Here is a 20200-nt window from a genome sequence, read left to right as displayed (position 1 = left end):
CGGGGGATATTTCAATTTCACAGTTATAGTTGACTGATTTATTAAAAAGATAGATGATTATAAAAAGATCATTGAAAGTAGGGGAAATGACCATGATTCGTTATCCTGAACCAATAGGCATCGGCCAAACAATCGGAGTCACCGCGACTTCATCAGGTGTTGAAAGTGAGTTGCATCATCTGCTGAGAAAAGCCGCCCATCAATTTGAGAAAAGGGGATACACCGTACTCCTTGGGGAGACTGTCTGGACGAATGAAAAACTGACTTCAGCACCGAAAGAAATACGTGTTAAGGAATTTCTAGATATGATGACGGATGATAATATAAATGCGGTTATCCCTCCATGGGGCGGCCACTTTTTGTCTGAAATTCTTCCGCTTATAAATTACGAAGAATTGAAGCCGAAATGGGCAATGGGTTACTCGGATACTAGTACATTGCTGTTGACGATTACACTATTAACTGGCATCGCTACAGTTCATGGAACAAATTTTGTTGATTTAAGGAGTGATGAATGGGACCCAGTTACTTCGAAATTCCTGGAAGTGCTTAAGGCATCCGCTGGGGATACAATTATTCAGCATTCATCTGAAAAGTTCCAATCAGAATGGCAGCATTTTGCAACACCAGATCCTTATGTCTTTAAATTGGATATGGAGACAGCATGGGAAACGATAGGAGATCATCCTGTTCGGTTTGAAGGACGGCTATTAGCTGGCTGTATTGACACAATCCGTCATCTTATTGGAACGCCATTTGGGGACGTAAAAACATTCCGGGAAAAATATGTTGCGAATGATCAAATTGTATGGGCGCTTGAGAATTGTGAATTGGATGCTTCCGATTTCTATAGATCTATTCTTCAAATGCATAATGCAGGCTGGTTGGATAATACTGCAGGCATCCTATTCGGCAGGACAGCGGCAGGAATCGCCCAAGGTGGGTTTAGTGATGTAGATGCAATGGAAAGACTGTCCAAGCTGACAGGTATTCCAATCGTTTACAATGCAGATATCGGACATGTGCCTCCTCAAATGACATTTGTCAACGGCGCATACGCAGAAATCGAAGTGGCAGAAGGCAAAGCTGTGTTGAAAACGAAACTGATCTAATGATAACCCGGCAATCATTCCATTATGCCTTCAAATCTGGTATTCTTAAAGAAATGCTCGAGATGAAAGGATGATTGAAATGGCTGGACCTGCACTCAAACAACTTCACTCTCACCGCGCGATACATGAAGGTGGACTTTCAGGAGCAATGGGTAAAACAGAGGGTATGATGGATTTCTTAAAACAGGGAGATCTGAATTAGCGAATCAAGCGGCAGATGACTTGATTGAATATTGGAAGACACGTGTTATTAGTCATGCGGATGCGGAAGAACAAGGATTTTACGGAGAAGTTGCTGAACGCAACCCGGACTTAAAGGACGCAGTTATTCAATTGACACGGGATCATGATTTACTGCGAATTATTGTGAAAGACATTGAGCAATTGCGCGAAGAAGAAAATTTATGCCCTGCTGTACTACACAAATTTCACGCTTTGATTGTCGTCAATGAAATACATAGCCGCGACGAGGAACGTATGCTTTTTGAAAACTAAACCTACAAAAAGCACCATTACCCGGTGCTTTTTTCTTCGTCTAGTCCCCAGTTTCTGACTAAGGCCATTTTAATATCGACATATATTGGAAGGAGACGGTAAAAATCGAAAAAGCATTAAAGATATTAACAACGTATTTCGGATACCCTTCTTTCAGGATAGGACAAGAGCAAGTAATCCGTGGTGTTATGGATTATCAAGATATGCTTTGTGTTATGCCGACTGGCGGCGGGAAGTCTGTTTGTTATCAGGTTCCCGCACTTGTGATGGATGGTACTGTCCTCGTTATTTCACCACTAATCTCATTGATGAAAGACCAGGTTGACGCGCTCCATCAAGTAGGGATTCCGGCAGCATACATCAACAGTTCGATGTCATCGGAGGAATACTTTGATACGATGGAAAGAGCTGTGCAGGGTGAATATCAGCTTCTTTATGTGGCACCAGAACGTCTTGACTCTCCCTCTTTTAAAAATCAGTTGCGTTTGATGAAAATTCCGATGGTTGCCATCGACGAAGCGCATTGTATTTCACAATGGGGTCACGATTTCCGACCTAGTTATCGAAATATTAGTAGCATCGTTTCTTTGTTTGATAAAAAACCGGTTCTACTTGCTTTAACAGCTACTGCTACGCCGGCAGTTCGGGAAGATATTTGCAAGCAGCTCGGAATTAGTGAAAATAATACAGTAATGACTGGTTTTGAACGAGCAAATCTAACTTTTTCCGTTGTTAAAGGGCAAGACCGTGAGAAATTCGTAAAAGAATATGTTCGGAAAAATGAAGGGGAAGCGGGTATCATCTATGCCGCGACTCGTAAAGCCGTCGATTCAGTGCATGACTTTCTACAAAGAAGTGGAGTGAAAGTCGCAAAATACCATGCTGGACTTGGGGATATTGAACGCCAATCCGGCCAAGACCGCTTTTTAAATGACGAAGCCGCTGTTATGGTAGCGACGAATGCATTTGGAATGGGAATTGACAAGTCCAATATTCGTTACGTTATTCATTACCAAATGCCGAAAAACATGGAGAGTTATTATCAGGAGGCAGGCCGTGCAGGCCGTGATGGGCTCGATAGTGCATGTACGGTGCTCTTTTCATCGCAGGATGTGCAAACACAACGTTTCTTAATTGACCAATCGCAAGACCAAAGTAGAATTCCCGCTGAGCTGGAGAAATTACAGTCCATGATTGATTATTGCCATACGGAAACTTGTCTACAAAAGTTCATTATCTTGTATTTCGGAGAGACGGATGTAGTGGATTGTGGAAGATGTGCCAATTGCACTGACACTCGTGAAAGTACAGACGTCACGGAAGATGTTCAAAAAGTATTGTCATGCGTCATTCGAATGGGCCAACGATTTGGTAAGTCTATGATTGCGCAAGTATTGACCGGATCACGGAACAAGAAAGTGATTGAATTCGGTTTCGATAAATTAACGACCTATGGTTTGATGAAGGGACGCAGCGCTAAAGACATTTCTGATTTCATAGAGTTTATAATTTCGGAAAGTTATCTTGGCGTGGAAAATGGGCAATTTCCGACCATTTATGTTAGTGAAGCAGGAAAAGATGTACTGACAGGCAAGGTGACAGTACATCGCAAAGTTTCTGTTGTTACTATGCAAGTCGCAAATGATGATCCGTTATTCGATCAGCTCCGTGCACTTCGTATGAAACTGGCTCAAGAAGCCGGTGTACCACCGTTCGTTGTCTTTTCCGATAAAACATTACGGGACATGGCAGCAAGAATGCCAATCACGAATGATGCGTTCCTAGAAGTAAACGGTGTAGGACTTGCGAAATTGGAACGATACGGTGAGCCGTTCATGGAAGAAATCAAGAATTATCAAATGCAAAATGCTTGATGAACTTTGAAAAAAAGAGGCAGGTACTATTCCAAAATGGGATAGTACCTGCCTCTTTATTCTTCTGAATAGACAACTGATTTATCTTCAATGATGTTAAGTATAGTCCAACCGCTAATCAATAACGGGTGACAACAATTTAATTCCACATAGCAATTGGGGTAGCGTTTACTTCTTTAAGCTAAATTTTTTAACGGTTATCTACTTTTTCCGGATACATATCATGATTCATCATCCGGTGTTCTGCCATTTTTTCATATTTCGTGCCGGGTTTACCATAGTTACAATAAGGGTCTATTGATAATCCGCCGCGTGGTGTGAACTTACCCCATACTTCGATGTAACGTGGTTCAATCAGTTTAATTAAATCATTCATAATGATATTGACACAGTCTTCATGGAAATCGCCATGATTGCGGAAACTGAAGAGATATAATTTAAGTGCTTTACTCTCTACTAGCTTTTTGTCTGGCATGAAACTGATATACATCGTTGCAAAATCGGGTTGCCCGGTCATTGGGCAAAGTGAAGTGAATTCAGGACAATTAAATTTCACGAAATAATCACGATTGATATGCATGTTGTCGACTGACTCTAAAACGTCAGGGTTGTATTCATACACGTATTTTGTGTTTTGATTACCGAGTAAAGTTAAGTCGGTCAGTGTTGCCTCATCTCTTCCAGCCAATTAAAAAACCTCCCATAAATTTGTCAGGGAGGTCCATAGGCGCCGGAAAAAAGAGCCATATCGAATGCACATGACTTAAATTCCGTAATCCATAGTTTTTTTAAGAGGGTCGCTATGAACCTCTCCCGAACAGGGTATTCATTTCGTATCTGACATTAAACGACCTACTCTGATTTGTCAATAGCTTCTCTTTTTGTTAAGCCAATTAACGCATACAGAGCAACTGCCAGCAGGAGGAAACCAGTCAGCATGAATGCTCCTCGATATTCTAGGTCGAGGAAGCCGATAAGTCCCGAACCAGCAACAACGCCTATTGAGAAGAATGCATAGAAATAACCATAAGCTTTTCCACGGAATTCAGCAGACGAAGAATCGATTAGCAGTGAGTTGATCGATGGGAATAGGAAAGCAAATCCCGCTCCGTAAATACCCATTGCGACATACAAGTAATTCAATTCTTCCATTTGGCTTAGGAACAACATACTTAATCCCATGAGTGCAATTCCGAATGCTAGCGTCACAACCGGTCGTACGCGGTCAAAAATTCGATTAATGGGCAATAAAAAGATTAGAATTGCAACCACGCCGAATGTACTTAATAATAACCCCGTCGTTTTCGTATCGAATCCGAGCGAAGCTACTTTTAACGGTAAAACAAGAGCTAGTACACCCTGTGAAAACATTAAAAAGAATGCCCCAGCAAAAGCTCTGACCATTCCGGGATGCTGGAACAGATTAATAACCTGGAATTCACCAGCACCTTGTGAAGGTTGTTTTCGTACATATGTATAAGAACGAAGAACAAAGAATGCTAGTATTGCTAACAACAGCATAATCCCGCCGTTGACCGCCATAATGAATGAGGTGCTTGTTTTCGCAGCAACAATACCGCCGTATGCAGGTCCTAAAATTGCGGCCATTCCAACGAATGCACCCGAAATTGCAACACTTTTACCACGTTTTGAACCTTCTGCACGATTTGCTAGGAAAGTGAAGGCTGCGGGAACAATTAGTCCTTCCATAAAACCATGAACGAATCGCACCCCGAGCAGTGACATCGGCCCAGAAACAAACGCGTAGAGGAAGAGAGAAATCGCCGTCGCAAAAAGTCCGAGTACTAGTATGAGGAATGGACCTCGTTTGTCGGTCATGAAACCTGAAATGACATTCCCGATTGTGTTAGAAAATGAATAGATACCTACCGCAAGTCCTACCAGGAATGGCGTAGCACCAAGTGATAATGCAAATGGACTCATAACGGGAAGTTGTGAAAATAAGTCGAAAAACGAGAAAAATACAATGAGGTAAACAAACCCACGCATAATGCAGCCTCTTTTCAATTATATAGATACCGTTCTATATTTTAGCATTAGTTTGAGCTTAGGGGAAAAGGATAGATTGTGAACAATCCATTTGGTTTGCCATTATACGAACTGTAGCGATAAGATTACGCTTAGATCTGATAGAAAAAGAGGTGAGAAATGAATGAGTTTCCTTAAAAAACTTTTCAGCAAACAAGATAATACAAAGAATGAAGCGCAAATTGAAAAACAGTATATTTTTGTTGAACTGGAATTGGAGGATTACTACGAGCCTTTTTACGCTAGGGATTTGTCAGAACGCCAAGTTGCCGATTTGAATAAACCTGAATATATGAATGTTCACCAATCATTCAATTTAGGATCACCAGTGATTGCACATATTGCATCTGATACTTCAATTGAAATATTTATTCAAACAAATCACTTTGAGGCGGATTCTGTCGTTAAAGCGGGAATTGTAGTGAAGCATGCGTATTCATCCATCGAAGCGATTTTTATGGAAGCAGTTATTTGGACTAGCGTTGGTCATGTGGTGACGATTCCATTTAAACTAAATATTCGTGCTGACGATGAAAAGTCTAGATTGGCTTCAGCATTGATAAGCATACAGAAAGAAATTCCGTTTTATTTTGGAAGAGTAGTAAATGATTTAGTGACGATAGACAAGCAAATGCTTATGACTATTCCGGAGTCCGTGCAGAATGATATGCAAATCACTCTTGCAGAACTGTACCATGACGAGTCACGAAATCCGGGTCCGTATATTGAAATTGAAACAGTTTTGGATCGTGAAATGACGACTGCAGGATGGGTCATGCACTTTGATAATGAAAAGTTGATAGAAGAAGAACCAGACTTGTCTTTTATGATAAATGAAATTTTAAGTACGGTTTTTGATAAAATCATTCAATTGGCCGACAATGGCCGTTTTACAGGATGGGTTGCAGAACATGCAGCGAATTCAGAAGGAAGCAGTCCATATGGCGAATCAACGACATTCGTCTTTACATCATCAGAACCGATGCATAGAAATGAAAAACTTCATAGTGCCATTATGAAATATATGAAATCATTAAAAGGGTTCTTAAGAGAAGATGGCGGATATCCATTAAAGTATGAAGCACTTCCTTTGATTAGACAAAGCGGCACTGGATATGGATTTGTCTTGATTGATGAATGTTTTTTAGCAAAAGCAGATGAGTTATATAGAAAGATGACGAATAAAGAGATAAACTTATATAGTAAATTGCTGAAATTGAAAGCATTAGATCGAAAGGGGAATAAAAACGATGACAATTAGAGTCGGAATTGCAGGTTATGGAAATTTAGGCCGCGGTGTTGAATACGCGATTGCTCAAAACAACGATATGGAACTGGTAAGCGTATTTACAAGGAGGAAGCCAGAGGACGTTAAACTGCTGAATGGCAATATACCTGTTCATATGATGTCTGACATCCAAAATTATACAGAAGATATTGATGTCCTAATTCTTTGCGGTGGATCAAAAAATGATTTACCGAAACAAGGACCAGCTCTTTCTGCTCTCTTCAATACTGTCGATAGTTTTGATACGCATGCAAAAATTCCAGGATACTTTGAATCGGTTGATGCAACGGCTAAACCGAATGGTAAGACTGCGATCATTTCCGTCGGATGGGATCCGGGTCTATTTTCCATCAATCGTTTGTTCGGTGAAGCAGTATTATCAGAAGGAGCAACGTATACATTTTGGGGCAAAGGGTTAAGCCAAGGACATTCCGACGCACTCAGAAGAATTGATGGTGTAAAAGGTGCTGTTCAATATACGATTCCTGATTCAGATGCAGTCGATCGCGTGCGGGATGGTTCGTTACCAGAATTGTCGACGCGTGAGAAACATACGCGTGAATGCTATGTGGTCTTGGAACAAGGCGTTGACGCTGAAGAAGTGCGAAACACGATTGTAACAATGCCAGACTACTTCTCTGACTACGATACGACTGTTACCTTTATCACTGAAGAAGAATTGAAGCAGGACCACTCGGCAATGCCACACGGCGGTTTTGTAATTCGTAGCGGTAAGACAGGTGTTGGCAATACACAAGTAATGGAGTATTCACTAAAACTGGGTAGCAATCCCGAATTTACTTCAAGTGTACTCGTTGCATACGCACGCGCAGCTTACAGGTTGAATGAGAAAGGTGAAACAGGCGCAAAAACAGTATTTGATATTGCACCTGGTTTACTATCACCAAAAAGCGCTGCCGATTTGCGTAAAGAGTTATTATAACAGCACTAGAGCCACCTAGGAAATTCACTATATACACGTCCCAAAAATGAACTTTTGATAGTTGATGTAAACTAAAATCCCTCAATCTAACTTTTGGTTGGGGGGTATTTTTGTTTAAGGATATATTAAAACCTAGTTTTTTGATAACACTTCACTTTTCGCATATACTACTCATAGGGAACATATTTAGGAGGGCGAAGTAATTGACAAAATTAGACGATACATTAGCGATGCTAAAAGAGTTAACGGATGCTAAAGGGATTCCAGGAAATGAACGTGAACCCCGTGAAGTGATGAAAAAGTACATAACGCCATTTGCGGATGAAATCGAACAGGATGGACTCGGATCTTTGATTGCGAAGAAAACGGGCGAAGAAAATGGACCTAAAATCATGCTTGCCGGTCACCTTGATGAAGTCGGATTCATGATATCTAAAATAGATGATAGAGGCTTCTTGTCGTTTCAAACCGTTGGAGGCTGGTGGTCACAAGTGATGCTTGCGCAGCGCGTGACAATCGTTACACGCAAAGGCGATACAATTACAGGTGTTATAGGGTCAAAACCTCCGCATATCTTATCACCGGAAGCACGTAAAAAACCTGTCGATATTAAAGATATGTTCATTGACGTCGGAGCAACTTCAAAGGAAGAAGCAATGGAATGGGGTATTCTGCCCGGAGATATGGTAGTGCCTTATTTTGAATTCACAGTGATGAAAAATGACAAATACCTCCTTGCAAAAGCATGGGATAACCGTATCGGCTGCGCAATCGCTATCGATGTTATGAAAGCGCTTAAAGGCGAAAAACACCCGAATATCGTTTTCGGCGTCGGGGCTGCACAAGAAGAAATTGGGCTGCGGGGTGCACGAACGGCGGCAACGAAAATTCAACCGGATATCGGTTTTGCAGTTGATGTAGGGATTGCAGGTGATACGCCAGGTGTTACTTCAAAAGAAGCGACGGGCAAAATGGGCGATGGTCCACAAATTTTATTATTCGATGCTTCAATGGTTTCACATAAAGGATTGCGTGAGCTAGTAGTCGATACCGCTGAAGAAAACGGTATTCCATATCAGTTCGAAACAATTCCAGGTGGTGGGACGGACGCGGGTTCAATACATCTTTCTGGAAAGGGTGTACCATCACTTGCGATTTGTATACCAACAAGATATATTCATTCGCATGCAGGAATTTTACACCGTGATGATTTTGAAAATACGGTTAAACTGATTGTCGCAGTTATTAAGAAATTAGACAGGGAAACTGTAAAAAAAATCACTTTCGAATAAGATTTAAAAGGTGTGCTTAGGCCAGTAAAATGGCTTAAGCCTTTTTTATTCATGGATATCTATAAAAATACACTTGACTTTATATTTATGCATACATATAATCAGAGATACCAATTGAAATAAACGATAGGGGATGAAGAAGTGGTGATGATTGACTTGGACGAAACTAATATATTAGCAGGATTAAAAGGGAAAGATCTATTGACACTACTGGACTATACGCGTGATGAGGTAGCGTATCTATTATATAAAGCGGATACTATGAAAAAAGAGATGGCAGCTGGCAAAATGCCAAATTTATTGGCGGGAAAAACACTCGGTATGATTTTTGAGAAGCATTCAACGCGCACACGTATTTCATTCGAAGTGGGAATGATCCAGCTAGGTGGGCATGCGATATTCATGAATGCACGCGACTTGCAAATTGGGCGCGGGGAATCGGTTTATGATACTGGTCATGTACTGTCTGAGTATTTAGATGGCGTCATGATTCGTGCGAACTCACATGAAATGGTGAAAGAATTGGCACAACATACTTCGGTTCCAGTTATCAATGGCTTGACGGATATTTTTCATCCATGTCAGGCATTAGCAGATTTACTGACAGTTTTGGAAGTGAAAGGGTCATTAGAGGGAATGAAGTTAGCATACATTGGGGATGGGAATAATGTAGCACATTCCCTGGTCATTGCCGCAGCACATATGGGTATGCATGTAGCTGTCGCAACACCAAAAGGATTTGAATACAATCCGAATCTTTTAGTGAAAGCAAAAGCTATTGCTGTAAAAAATGGTGGAAGTGTTTTTGAAACGACGAATCCTGTTGAGGCTGTTACAGATGCAGATGTTGTTTATACTGATGTCTGGACGAGTATGGGGCAAGAAGAAGAAGCGGCCGCACGTCTCGAAGCATTCAAAGAGTTTCAAATTAACGACAGTTTGGTGGCTCATGCGAAAAAGGATTACATGTTCTTGCATTGCCTACCTGCTCACCGTGAAGAAGAAGTAGCGACTTCTGTTATCGATGGTCCAAATTCTTATGTTTTCCAACAAGCAGGGAACCGATTGCATGCACAAAAAGCGGTACTTGCATCTTTGTTATAATTAAATACCTTAAAAGCCCAGGTTTGTTGTCTGGGCTTTTTTGCTGATTCATTCAAAATTAATGGTAAACTGAAAATATGTTTGATCAATAAATGATATTATTCCGTGAAGGATTTGGTGAAATTTCTAGTTTTAAAATACTAAAGCCGCTCAATGAATGAGCGGCTTTATGTTTATCCAAATGCCATCCTAGAAAATTGTGCGGGTGACAGTTGTACACGAAGTTTTTACAAAGTTTAACTTGCCGAAAATACTTGTGCTAGTTCTCCGGCCATCTTTGTTTTTTCCTGTTCACCTGAACTATTCCACAGCTTTTCAAAAAACACCCCAAGGCCTGGTAACAGGTGTTCTTCGCCTCGCTTGATGGCATCTTCCACAACGTTACGGATATCATCCGCTGTATTATTCGTCATGTTTGCCGTAATCGCATCTCTTATTTGAAAATCCATTTTATCAACCTCCCACACTCATTTTGGACACAAATATCGCCAACTATACCGTCATTTGTTACACTGAAAAGAAAAAGGCGGTAAAGAATATATGAAACGCATTGAATCCTCACAAAACGCACTTGTGAAACATTGGAAAAAGCTTGTTACAACACGAAAAGAACGCGATCAGTCGAAAGAATTCCTTGTCGAGGGTTTTCATCTCGTTGAAGAAGCATTGAAAAGTGATGGGACAATTCTCGCGTTAATCACCCGTGACGGTGTTGAAATTCCTGAAGGATGGTCTATTGAAGATGTGAAACTTGTTGAAATAACAGAAGCGATTGCGAAAGAAATATCTGAGACGGAACAGTCGCAGGGCATTTATGCACATTGCCGTCAGCCGGTGCACGCTGAAGAGGACTATACAGCATGGAAAAAACTTTTATTAATTGACGCAGTCCAAGATCCAGGTAATGTCGGTACGATGATACGAACGGCAGACGCTGCTGGAATGGATGCAGTTATTCTTGGGGTAGGGACCGCTGATTCATATAATCCGAAAACAGTACGGTCTGCGCAAGGCTCCCATTTCAATATCCCAATCGTCAAAGGTGATCTTATTGAATGGACGGCTAAGTCGAAGGAAGCGGGCATTCAGGTTTTGGGGACAGGATTAAAAAATGCTGTGAATCACTCCGATATTTGGCCGCAAGCCGAATTTGCATTGATCGTTGGAAATGAAGGCAGCGGTGTCAATCCTGAATTGCTTGCAATGGCGGACAACACAGTCAAAATTCCAATGTACGGCAAAGCGGAATCGTTAAATGTTGCGGTTGCGACTGGAATCTTACTCTATACGTACTCCAAACTGTAAAAATTGCATGTTGTTGCTGTACAAATCATAATCGGGTATACTATTGGTTATGAACAGAAATGAAAAGCGATGATCGGGAAAAGTAAACAACACATGAGCCAAAAGGGAGTCAGCGCCTTGACTGAAAGCGCAGATGGGTAAATGAGTGTCGAAGTTCACCCCGTGAGCTGCCGCCGGGACCAGCGTAAGCTGTAAAGGTGAGCCGGTGCCGGACCGTTATTCCGATTTGAGTGATCATATCTTTTTGGTATGATAATCAGGGTGGTACCGCGAAATCGTCCTCGTCCCTTTTATAAGGGGCGGGTTTTTTTTATTTTCGAGAGGAGAATCGCAATGGAAGCACAATTAGAACTGTTGAAAGATGAGGCGCTTGCAAAAATTGAAGCTGCTTCAGATGTTAAAGCGTTAATCGAAGTCCGTGTTGCCTATTTAGGGAAAAAGGGACCAATCACTGATCTACTGAAAGGGATGGGAAAACTCCCTGCCGAGGAACGACCTAAGATGGGGGCACTCGTCAATGTCATCCGCGAAACGGTAACTGAAGTTCTGGAAGACCGTATGGTGAAACTTGAGGAATTGGCAATCAATGAACAGCTTGAAAAAGAATCAATTGATGTCACATTGCCTGGACGTCCAGCAAGAACTGGGAATCACCATCCGCTAACACGTGTAGTTGAAGAAATCGAAGACTTCTTCATTAGCATGGGCTATGAAATCGCCGAAGGTCCCGAAGTTGAGAAAGATTATTACAACTTTGAGGCACTGAACTTGCCAAAAGGCCACCCTGCACGCGATATGCAAGACTCGTTCTACATATCCGAAGATATACTTCTTCGTACACATACGTCACCTGTACAGGCTCGCACGATGGAAGCAAAAGGCGGCGCACCGATTAAAATCATCTGCCCGGGTAAAGTGTACCGACGTGACAGTGATGACGCGACGCATTCACATCAGTTCACACAAATCGAAGGGCTTGTCATCGGAGAAGATATCCGGATGAGCGACTTGAAAGGAACCCTTTCTTTATTTGCGAAGAAAATGTTTGGCGATGAGCGTGAAATTCGTCTCCGTCCAAGCTTCTTCCCATTCACGGAACCATCTGTTGAAATGGACATTTCTTGTTTCAAATGCGGCGGAGATGGCTGTAACGTTTGTAAAAAAACGGGCTGGATCGAAATTTTGGGTGCCGGAATGGTACACCCGAACGTGCTGAAAATGGCTGGTTATGATCCGGCTGTCGTTTCAGGTTTCGCTTTCGGTATGGGACCTGAACGAATTGCAATGTTGAAATATGGTGTGGAAGATATCCGTCATTTCTATACGAATGACGTGCGGTTTGTATCGCAATTCCACCGGACGGAAGCTTAAGGAGGAATTGATATGTTAGTATCTACAAAATGGTTGAGTGAGTATGTAAATATAGAGGGTATTGCTGTTGCGGATCTTGCGGAGAAAATTACACGCTCCGGCATTGAAGTCGATTCAATCATCGATCGTTCACACGGAATGACGAACGTTGTCGTTGGATATGTTAAAGAATGTGTGAAGCATCCGGAAGCGGACAAATTGCGCATCTGCCAAGTGGACGTTGGGGAAGAAACAACACAAATCATTTGTGGCGCACCGAACGTTGCAGAAGGACAAAAAGTAATTGTTGCACGCCCGGGCGCTGTACTGCCAGGCGGCATGAAAATTAAAAAAGCGAAACTACGCGGTGAAGAATCGAACGGTATGATCTGTTCGCTTCAAGAACTTGCAATTGAAGGGAAGCTTGTACCGAAAGCCTATGCAGAAGGTATTTACGTACTCCCTGAATCGGCAGTACCTGGAGAATCAGCACTGTCACTACTTGGTCTTGATGATCAAGTACTTGAATTCGATTTGACGCCAAATCGCTCGGACGCACTTAGCATGATTGGTGTTGCCTATGAAGTTGGCGCGATTTTATCACAAGGAATTCAGCTTCCTGAAATTAACTACACGACTTCAAATGAAAAAGCGGAAGATGTGCTGAAATTGCGCATTGATGCAAAAGAAGACAATCCGATGTACGTCGCGAAAGTTGTAAAAAACGTCAAGGTTGCAGAATCACCGTTATGGCTACAAAATCGCTTGATGGCTGCAGGCGTACGTCCACATAATAACGTTGTCGACATTACGAACTTTGTGCTAATGGAATACGGCCAGCCGCTTCATGCTTTTGATTACGATCGTCTTGGAACAGGAGAAATCGCTGTCCGACTTGCAGAGCAAGGCGAGAAATTCACGACATTGGATAATACTGAACGGACGCTTGAAGCGCACCAACTTGTCATTACAAATGGTAAAGAACCAGTGGCGCTTGCCGGCGTAATGGGCGGGCTAAATACTGAAGTGCATGACGGAACGACAACTGTTGTCATCGAGTCGGCTTACTTCGCACCGGGATCTGTCCGCCGTACGTCGAGAGAGCTTGGGCTTCGCAGTGACGCAAGTACGCGCTTTGAAAAAGGAGTCGATCCGAATCGAGTAACAGCCGCAGCAGAACGCGCCGCGCAATTAATGTCTGAAATTGCGGGCGGCGAAGTGCTAGAAGGGTCCGTTATTATCGATGAACTCGAAAAAACGCCTGTACGAATTGTTGTTTCTCCGGATTATATTAACAACCGTCTAGGTATGAAAATACCTCTGGAAGAAATGTTGGCGATTCTGGAAAGACTGCAAATCCCGACAGAAGCGGTGAACGGCAAACTACTTATCGATGCGCCGACTCGTAGGCAGGATCTGCGTATTGAAGAAGATATTATCGAAGAAATTGCTCGGATGTACGGCTATGACTTGATTCCGATGACGCTTCCTGTGACGGAATCGACGCCGGGTGGCTTGACACCATATCAGGCGAAACGTCGTACAGTTAGAGCGTTCCTTGAAGGCGCAGGACTCTACCAGGCGCTGACGTATTCATTGACATCTAAGGAACAGGCACAAAGCTACGCGCTTGAAACAGCACCTGTTACAGAGCTTCTGATGCCGATGAGTGAAGATCGCAGTATACTTCGTCAAAGCCTCATTCCTCATCTTCTAGAGGCAGCGACTTATAACGTTGCACGCCGTATGGATTCGGTGGCACTTTATGAAACGGGATCGGTTTTCCTTGGAGAAGAAGAAGATGGCCTTCCGCAGGAAGTGGAACATGTTGCAGCTGTTATAACTGGCAAGTGGGTCGACCATGCATGGCAAGCTGAAACAAAACCGGTAGACTTCTTCGTCCTGAAAGGGATTGTCGAAGGCATGATGGACAGTCTAGGTCTATCTGAAGGTCTGTTATTCAAACAAACCATTCTTGACGGGATGCATCCTGGGAGGACAGCAAATATTTTCTATAACGGCGAACGGATTGGTTTGATCGGTCAAATCCATCCTACGGAACAGAAAAAACGCGATTTGAAAAACACATATGTCATGGAAATGAACCTTGCTAAAATCCTTTCTATCGAAACGGATGAATTGCTATATGTTCCGGTTCCACGTTTCCCATCGAGTTCAAGAGACATCGCGCTAGTCGTTTCGAGCGATACATCAGCAGGTACGCTTGAAAACGTTATTCAAAGTGCTGGCGGTAAATTGTTGAAAGACATCAGATTGTTCGACTTGTATGAAGGGGATAATGTTGAAGATGGTAAGAAGTCACTTGCATTTTCGCTGACATATTCTGATTCCGAGCGCACATTGACGGACGAAGAAGTCGTCAAAGCGCACGACAAAGTGTTGAACGCATTAACAACAGAAGCAGGAGCTTTGCTTCGCGGATAAATAAACAAAAGCGGTACACAGAATTTCGATTCTGTGTGCCGCTATTTTTTAAAGGTAAGTATAAGATTTTCAACCTGTAGCGGTGTCTAGACTTCAGGCGCCAGCCCCTGGGGTTATTAGTCGTTTGAGAAGGGATTGAACTATATCCCTTCTGTGCCAAATAGAAATGGTGAAATAACTACGTACCATACACAAAGTGGTAAAAAATTCTGGAAAACAATAAATGGTGATAATATCCCAGTAATTACTCCAGTAGAGTGAAAAGTGAGGGGCTAGGAATGAAGTATTTAGCAATGGTTAAAAGGTTAAATCCACTTATTGAAGAGGAAGTATGCCTTGAAATTGGAGGGGTTCAATTTACAGGTTTTTCATTTGTATGTCCTTATAAAATTGAGGTTGGGCAAATTTATCCCGTTTCACTAGGGTTTACGATTTTAGATGAATTTATTATTGAGGAAATAAATGGAGATAAGAAAGAGTTGGAGCAAATTTGTAAGGGTTATCAATACTACATCCGAGGACTTTTACATGAGACCTCAATAGATGTTGGAATAATTATTTCAGATGAAGATGAGTATTTCATGAATTATTCTAATTTATTTGGTAAATTTGTTGAAATGAAAGTTGATAGAATTAGTATTGAATTCTTACAAAAATAGTATGAAATAATAGGTTGATTCACAAAACAAAAACGCAAACCATGAGGTTATACTTTGTGAACCTGTACGTGCGATAGTAGTCAGGTTAATTATTATTAACGTACTAATTGGTACAAGTAGTTTCTCGGACTACGAATACTTTTTCACATCATTTACAACACTATTAGATGCTGACTGACAGTCATATCATGATACAGCAAATGGCAGATCATGAGCAGCAACAAATAAAATCTCAAATCGATCAAAGACTTGTGAAGCAGAAAGAATCTCAATTAAAAGAAGTATATCTACAATGGAATGCTCGTTCGGGGAAACTGAGAGATAATAATAAAACAGCACTGTAGACTGACAAAGCGATTTGAAGCAGAAATAAAACACTTGACTAAACGTAAGAAACACCATCTTTAGGCTACCTGACCTCAAGTTTTTTTGGGTCAGGTAGCCTGATTTTTATTATCGAAGGGTTATTCACGAATGGACTCACTGACATCCATTTCCTAGCAGGTCATTGGGCGGCCTTGTCTTCAAAAAATACGCTGTAGACGGAATTGGCACTTCGTACGCAGCGGCAGCGTTTGATTTCTACACGGAAGATATTGGAGCTATGCTAAGTGCAGATGCGACAGTAAACCAGAGAATGGAAGCTGCAGCTTTCACTTTCATTAAACCTGCCAAAGGACTAGGTATGGTACATGATATTTCGAAGGCAAAGGGTATAGATAATGCATCTGATAACAAAAACAATAATTAATACAGAGGTGAGAGCTTACTTCACTCTCCAACAAGACCAAATGGAATTGGTAAGCCTCATGTATCAAGTTTAGGTGATTTGGTTCCAGCTAGTAAGGATGGTTTATATAAAGGTCGCCAAGTGACTGTTACAGTACATATACTTGGAGGTTATAGAAAAAGAGCTAAGTCTAATAGTCCATATACTAGTATTACTAATAACAAAAATGTGATTGGGAATTATGGAGAAAATGCAATTGAATTGGATATTTCTGCTGTAAGGAAAGATATACAGTCTAGAAAAGTAAAGGATGTTGTTATACTTTCTCCAAAGCAAATTCTGAAAATAATAGAAAGAGATGTTATTTCCTCTGATTTTTTGAAGAAAAGAGCTATTGACTGGACTAAAAGGGATAATGAGTATTTGATTAAAGCGGAGGTTCCTAGCCAATACATTAAGATTTCGTCTAAGGAGTGAGAATTTTGAAGCTTTTCTTTTTAAACGAATGTTTAGGGGAACTAGAAAATATTATTGTTGAAGGGATGTGGGTAAATGGAAAGATCATACCTAATAAGAACATGGAGAAATTCAAGGCTTTTTGCGAGGAGATTGTTGACGAAGAAAACGAGTTCGCAGAAGAGGGTTTTAGTGAAGAATGGTTAGATGATAGCAATTGGTTTATTATTGATAATGAAAATAGAAAAAAGAATATATACATACCTGCAGTTTATCCTGATGGGGATATTAACTGGGGATGGAGATGATTTAAAAATATAAAGCTTTGATTATAGATGGTGCTTGTCAATTACACTGTTTATGTTTGCGCACTGGAAGGGCATAAATTGAGTGATTAACAAGTGGATGAAGTGAAAGGCTTGTTTTTATATTAGTTTATCGATCATTACTATATCTTAAATATAAACAGGACCTATATAATTACATAGAAAATCCCCGAATACAAGACTTTTCAAAAAGTGTCTGCTTTTCGGGGGGAGCTCAGAATATGCGGTTCATGTTCATTCATTGACGCCTTTCGTGACTATAAATCCGATTTCGGCTTCTAACTTAAATGGTTCCACATCAATCGTGCCAAGCTCAATGTTGAATTCGGCGGAACCATGGATGATATACTCACCTTTAGGAAATCCCTCATTAATAAGTGTCTGTATGAATTCTATAATCTTTTCATCATCATTACCACTATACCCTCCGGCAAATGAGTATCTCGCGCGCAATGGTTCGTCTTTTTTTAATGTCGTCACAATTAACGGTTCATTCATCGGGTAATCGATACTGATTCCCCGTGTCCTTTCTTCCAATGGGAAATAGAAGGGAGAAGCGGCATGGGAAATGTCGATGGAGGCTTGATCGCCGATATATGTTAATTCGGCAAATATTGCAGTATCGCCAAAAATGTCATACACGTCTTTTTCTGTGAACAAGCGATAAATGAAATCACCTTTTACCACTTGGGTTTCCGCTGGTGGCAGCGGTTCCGTTGGACGGGGTTGATGGTTGGCATCATTTTTTTCAGCAGTACCGCATGCAGTAAGGATAGAAATAAAAACGAATAAAAAAACGAATCTTCTCACAACAATCACCTCTATCAATTAGAACGGAAGAAGAGCGATAAAGTAACATTTTTTGTGTTTACCTCTATTAAGATTAGAGACGGTTAAATGGCAATATGAGGCACCGAATTTAGTTGTTATTTTTTACGATTTTTCCTAGCCGCGAGAGCCTTTGCTTTCCCCGCATTCGCAAAATGCCACTTTGTCAACGATTTCAATGTATCTTCACCGCTGTTCAATAAAATCTTGGCGGCCACTTCGTCCACTTTTGGTCCTGCGCCTTTTGGAATTGTCATACCCGCAATACCACTCAGCCGATCCATCTCTTCTAAAAAAGCAACACGCGCAATAATAGACGCGGCTGCTACTGACATATGAAGACCTTCCGCTTTCGTAGAAAACAGCACATTCTCTCTCACAATTTCAGACTCCGCTTTAATATGATTATAATAAATGCCGCGTTCAGCGAATTGGTCAATCAAAATATAATCGGGTTTCTCGCCATCCATTTTTCGAAGAACATGCTTAAGCGCTTGATTATGGAGGAGGGCTTTAATCTTCCCTTGGGACCAGCCACTTGCTTGCACTTCATTGTATTTCGCGTTATCAAGTGTCAATACACTATGGAGAAGCGCTACCTGCAAATCAGGGGCGATTTTCCGCATAAGGTCATCCGTTAGCATTTTTGAATCTTTCACTCCGAGTTCGCGTACCAATTCGACTTGATCGGCACGGACGAAACAAGCCGCAACCGTGACAGGTCCGAAGAAATCACCCGTTCCAGTTTCATCCGATCCGAGTACTGATAGTTCTGCCAAGCGATCGGGCAGAGAATCTCCTTTTGTTTTCACCGCCACTGAGCCTGCTTTACCTTCAGCTGTACCCCAGCGCGCCGCCTCCCGTTCAGACCCTGCGCCTTGGAACAGCACTTTACCAGATTTATAGGCAGTGATAGAAGTATCCGGCAGCTTTGCGGCAAAAACGACGCCTGGGGCATTGCGAATGATTTTGGACGCGGTATAATGACTTATTACTTTCTTCATTACTTGATCATTTACAATAATGACTTGATTACTCAATTTATTACATCCTTTCGTCGACTTATTTCACAACCAAAACAATTTCGTGGTATGATTGATAACAGGGTTTTTACGTAGGAGGTGGTATCATTGGCAGACGAACAGAAGACGCGCATAGCAGTAGATATATACGGACAGACCTATAAAATGGTCGGTACCGAGACAAGTACTCATATGCGGCTGGTCGCTTCGCTGGTCGATGAACGGATGAGGGAAATCAGTGCCCATAATCCCTACCTCGACAGTACGAAAATCGCTGTGTTAACCGCCGTTAATAGTGTACATGATAATCTTAAATTAAATATACAAATTGAACAATTAGAAGAAGAATTGAAAAAGTTGAAGGGTTGACGGTATTACATGCTAGATTTACTAATTATTATCCTCCTGTTCGGGGGGCTTGTCACTGGATTCAGACGAGGACTTATCGTACAAATCATACATATGACAGGATTCATAATCGCACTCGTTGTCGCTTATACGTATTATAAGCAACTCGCGGAAAAATTTGTTCTCTGGATTCCATATCCAGGTGTTACAGCTGGTTCGAAATTGTCCATGACAGTCGACAAGCTTGATCTTGATGGGACATTTTATCGCTTACTGGCATTCGTTTTGATATTTTTTGTCGTCAAATTCGTTTTTCAGCTCATTGCGTCCATGTTTGATTTCCTGACGTATTTACCTGTCCTTGGTTTTTTAGCGCGTATCACTGGGGCATTATTTGGATTCATCGAGTTTTATATACTAATATTCCTAGTTCTCTATTTGCTGGCCATGTTACCGATAGATTTTATCCAAGACATGTTGAGTAATTCATTGCTTGCAAAAACAATGTTTGAACACACGCCGCTATTATCAGAGACTGTGAAAAAATGGTGGTATATCTATACAAGTTAACGGC

General features: G+C 41.5%; 22 protein-coding genes, 1 riboswitch and 1 other annotated feature. Of the genes, 17 read left to right on the top strand and 5 right to left on the bottom strand.

Going from position 1 to position 20200, the window contains the following annotated elements; translation table 11 throughout:
* Nucleotides 1–92: 92 nt before the first annotated feature.
* From AC1TO6_RS00955 to recQ, 4 genes are all read left to right on the top strand, one after another.
* Entirely contained in the window at nt 93–1112 is a 1020-nt protein-coding gene (locus AC1TO6_RS00955) for a S66 family peptidase (protein WP_482099731.1), read from the top strand.
* 79 nt (nt 1113–1191) lie between these two features.
* Nucleotides 1192–1314 (top strand): hypothetical protein, encoded by a 123-nt coding sequence (locus AC1TO6_RS00950; protein WP_482099730.1) that lies wholly within the window; start codon nt 1192–1194, stop codon nt 1312–1314.
* 20 nt (nt 1315–1334) lie between these two features.
* Nucleotides 1335–1607, top strand: coding sequence for a hemerythrin domain-containing protein (locus AC1TO6_RS00945; protein ID WP_482099729.1), 273 nt, complete (start codon nt 1335–1337; stop codon nt 1605–1607).
* 104 nt (nt 1608–1711) lie between these two features.
* Complete coding sequence (gene recQ / locus AC1TO6_RS00940; protein ID WP_482100104.1) at nt 1712–3481, top strand: DNA helicase RecQ; 1770 nt, start codon at nt 1712–1714, stop codon at nt 3479–3481.
* Nucleotides 3482–3671: 190 nt separating this feature from the next.
* Here the strand turns inward: recQ and queF are convergent, their stop codons facing one another.
* Both queF and AC1TO6_RS00930 read right to left on the bottom strand, forming a co-directional pair.
* Nucleotides 3672–4169, bottom strand: a complete 498-nt coding sequence (queF, locus tag AC1TO6_RS00935; protein ID WP_482099728.1) for a preQ(1) synthase — start codon at nt 4167–4169, stop codon at nt 3672–3674.
* Nucleotides 4170–4254: 85 nt separating this feature from the next.
* Nucleotides 4255–4298, bottom strand: a riboswitch (PreQ1 riboswitch).
* A 35-nt stretch (nt 4299–4333) separates the two neighbouring features.
* The gene (locus AC1TO6_RS00930; RefSeq protein WP_482099727.1) at nt 4334–5491 is read right to left on the bottom strand and encodes an MFS transporter; all 1158 of its coding nucleotides are present in this window, start codon (nt 5489–5491) and stop codon (nt 4334–4336) included.
* A 163-nt stretch (nt 5492–5654) separates the two neighbouring features.
* On the opposite strand from AC1TO6_RS00930, the gene AC1TO6_RS00925 reads away from it, so the two are divergent.
* The 4 genes from AC1TO6_RS00925 to argF all read left to right on the top strand — a co-directional run bounded on the left by AC1TO6_RS00925 (nt 5655) and on the right by argF (nt 10157).
* Nucleotides 5655–6791, top strand: coding sequence for a hypothetical protein (locus AC1TO6_RS00925; RefSeq protein ID WP_482099726.1), 1137 nt, complete (start codon nt 5655–5657; stop codon nt 6789–6791).
* Complete coding sequence (locus AC1TO6_RS00920) at nt 6781–7761, top strand: diaminopimelate dehydrogenase (RefSeq protein ID WP_482099725.1); 981 nt, start codon at nt 6781–6783, stop codon at nt 7759–7761. The genes AC1TO6_RS00925 and AC1TO6_RS00920 overlap by 11 nt, the downstream gene beginning before the upstream one ends.
* 203 nt (nt 7762–7964) lie before the next feature.
* A complete protein-coding gene (locus AC1TO6_RS00915; protein ID WP_482099724.1) occupies nt 7965–9053 on the top strand; it encodes a M42 family metallopeptidase in 1089 nt (362 codons plus the stop codon).
* Between the two features lie 147 nt (nt 9054–9200).
* Nucleotides 9201–10157: an ornithine carbamoyltransferase gene (gene argF, locus AC1TO6_RS00910; protein WP_482100103.1), complete on the top strand. Its 957-nt coding sequence runs from the start codon at nt 9201–9203 to the stop codon at nt 10155–10157.
* 236 nt (nt 10158–10393) lie between these two features.
* On the opposite strand, the gene sspI is transcribed toward argF, so the two are convergent.
* On the bottom strand, nt 10394–10606 hold the full coding sequence (gene sspI / locus AC1TO6_RS00905) for a small acid-soluble spore protein SspI (RefSeq protein ID WP_482099723.1): 213 nt from the start codon (nt 10604–10606) through the stop codon (nt 10394–10396).
* A 91-nt stretch (nt 10607–10697) separates the two neighbouring features.
* On the opposite strand from sspI, the gene AC1TO6_RS00900 reads away from it, so the two are divergent.
* The 7 genes from AC1TO6_RS00900 (at nt 10698) to AC1TO6_RS00870 (ending at nt 17410) form a co-directional block, all read left to right on the top strand.
* Nucleotides 10698–11462 (top strand): TrmH family RNA methyltransferase, encoded by a 765-nt coding sequence (locus AC1TO6_RS00900; RefSeq protein ID WP_482099722.1) that lies wholly within the window; start codon nt 10698–10700, stop codon nt 11460–11462.
* A 60-nt stretch (nt 11463–11522) separates the two neighbouring features.
* Nucleotides 11523–11754: a binding site (T-box leader), on the top strand.
* Nucleotides 11755–11795: 41 nt separating this feature from the next.
* The gene (gene pheS / locus AC1TO6_RS00895; RefSeq protein WP_482099721.1) at nt 11796–12833 is read left to right on the top strand and encodes a phenylalanine--tRNA ligase subunit alpha; all 1038 of its coding nucleotides are present in this window, start codon (nt 11796–11798) and stop codon (nt 12831–12833) included.
* A gap of 12 nt (nt 12834–12845) precedes the next feature.
* Nucleotides 12846–15257 (top strand): phenylalanine--tRNA ligase subunit beta, encoded by a 2412-nt coding sequence (gene pheT / locus AC1TO6_RS00890; protein ID WP_482099720.1) that lies wholly within the window; start codon nt 12846–12848, stop codon nt 15255–15257.
* 278 nt (nt 15258–15535) lie between these two features.
* Nucleotides 15536–15916, top strand: a complete 381-nt coding sequence (locus tag AC1TO6_RS00885; RefSeq protein ID WP_482099719.1) for a hypothetical protein — start codon at nt 15536–15538, stop codon at nt 15914–15916.
* Between the two features lie 508 nt (nt 15917–16424).
* Complete coding sequence (locus AC1TO6_RS00880) at nt 16425–16667, top strand: hypothetical protein (RefSeq protein ID WP_482099718.1); 243 nt, start codon at nt 16425–16427, stop codon at nt 16665–16667.
* Nucleotides 16668–16745: 78 nt separating this feature from the next.
* Entirely contained in the window at nt 16746–17123 is a 378-nt protein-coding gene (locus AC1TO6_RS00875) for a hypothetical protein (protein WP_482099717.1), read from the top strand.
* A gap of 5 nt (nt 17124–17128) precedes the next feature.
* Nucleotides 17129–17410: a hypothetical protein gene (locus AC1TO6_RS00870; RefSeq protein WP_482099716.1), complete on the top strand. Its 282-nt coding sequence runs from the start codon at nt 17129–17131 to the stop codon at nt 17408–17410.
* 252 nt (nt 17411–17662) lie between these two features.
* Here the strand turns inward: AC1TO6_RS00870 and AC1TO6_RS00865 are convergent, their stop codons facing one another.
* A complete protein-coding gene (locus tag AC1TO6_RS00865) occupies nt 17663–18238 on the bottom strand; it encodes a hypothetical protein (protein WP_482099715.1) in 576 nt (191 codons plus the stop codon).
* A 116-nt stretch (nt 18239–18354) separates the two neighbouring features.
* A complete protein-coding gene (gene rnhC, locus AC1TO6_RS00860) occupies nt 18355–19296 on the bottom strand; it encodes a ribonuclease HIII (RefSeq protein ID WP_482099714.1) in 942 nt (313 codons plus the stop codon).
* A gap of 90 nt (nt 19297–19386) precedes the next feature.
* Here rnhC and zapA point away from each other — a divergent pair, with 90 nt between their 5' ends.
* Both zapA and AC1TO6_RS00850 read left to right on the top strand, forming a co-directional pair.
* A complete protein-coding gene (gene zapA / locus AC1TO6_RS00855; protein WP_482099713.1) occupies nt 19387–19647 on the top strand; it encodes a cell division protein ZapA in 261 nt (86 codons plus the stop codon).
* Nucleotides 19648–19656: 9 nt separating this feature from the next.
* Entirely contained in the window at nt 19657–20196 is a 540-nt protein-coding gene (locus AC1TO6_RS00850; protein ID WP_482099712.1) for a CvpA family protein, read from the top strand.
* Nucleotides 20197–20200 lie beyond the last annotated feature (4 nt).

It is taken from the genome of Sporosarcina sp. Y352, assembly GCF_056786535.1.
The sequence above is the reverse complement of the archived record's forward strand: the minus strand, read 5'-3'. Positions and strand labels throughout refer to the sequence as shown.